Source organism: Pseudomonas neuropathica, from assembly GCF_015461835.1.
Taxonomy (GTDB): Bacteria; Pseudomonadota; Gammaproteobacteria; order Pseudomonadales; family Pseudomonadaceae; genus Aquipseudomonas; species Aquipseudomonas neuropathica.
In genome coordinates this window covers 1-1,026 of record NZ_JACOPX010000050.1, presented here as the reverse complement: position 1 = coordinate 1,026, position 1,026 = coordinate 1, and the positions used below count along the sequence as shown (strand labels likewise).

The 1,026-nt window shown below is 63.2% G+C and carries 2 protein-coding genes; both read left to right on the top strand.

The window, feature by feature from the left end; translation table 11 throughout:
- Positions 1–13: 13 nt before the first annotated feature.
- Positions 14–787, top strand: coding sequence for a portal protein (locus H8F23_RS28740; protein WP_228759425.1), 774 nt, complete (start codon positions 14–16; stop codon positions 785–787).
- Positions 784–1,026 (top strand): Bbp19 family protein (locus H8F23_RS28735; protein ID WP_194936583.1); only part of this gene is annotated, 243 nt, incomplete at its 3' end. The genes H8F23_RS28740 and H8F23_RS28735, both read left to right, overlap by 4 nt.

Here is a 1,026-nt window from a genome sequence, read left to right as displayed (position 1 = left end):
CACTCTCAATGAAATGGTCCGCATGGATTTGGCAGCCGCAGACCTGGCCATCGCTGGTATGTGGATCGCGGAAGACGACGGCGTGCTCAACCCCCGTACCGTCAAGGTTGGCCCGCGCAAGATCATCGTGGCCAACTCCGTCGACAGCATGAAGCCGCTGCAGAGCGGTTCGAACTTCAACTACAGTGACAGCCGCATCACCCGCCTGCAAGGCGCTATCCGCAAGACCATGATGGCCGACCAGCTCCAGGCCCAGGACGGTCCCGCCATGACCGCAACTGAGGTGCATGTGCGGGTGAACCTGATCCGCCAGCTGCTGGGCCCAGTCTACGGCCGTCTACAGACCGAGTACCTGCAACCCCTGATCGAGCGTTGCTTCGGCATCGCCATGCGCGCAGGCATCTTGGGCCAGCCGCCTGAGTCGCTGGCAGCAGGCCGCCCCTACACCGTCCGTTACCTGTCGCCGCTGGCCCGCGCCCAGAAGCTGGAAGAAGTCAGCGCCATTGACCAATACGTCACTGGCTGCGCCATGGCGGCAGAGGTTCAGGCCAAGACCGGCCAGCAGCCCGACGCCATGGACAACGTCGACCTCGATGCCGCCGCCCGTTTCCGCGGCGAAGCGCTGGGCGTGCCCAACGACGTCATGCGCAACAAGGCCGACGTCGAGCGCATCCGTGAAGACCGGGCCAAGGCACAGCAAGCAGCCCTCGAACAGGAACAGCAAGCAGCCATGCAGCAGAGCGTTGCTCAAGCCGCCCTCAAGCAAGCACCAGGAGCCGCAGCGTGACCCAGTACACACCCGAACAGCTCGACGACATGTTCAAGCGGGTATTCGAGCAGCACGCCGAGGGCGTGATTGTGCTCGAACACCTGATTCAGCGTTTCAGCAAGAACGCCGTAACCGTGGGCGGCATCGATGCCGTGCTCAAGACCTACCTGCAGGCCGGGCACCGTGAGGTGCTTGACCACATCCTGCTCCGCATCAACCGCGCAAACGGGGTCGATGACCCTAATAACCAAGAGGAA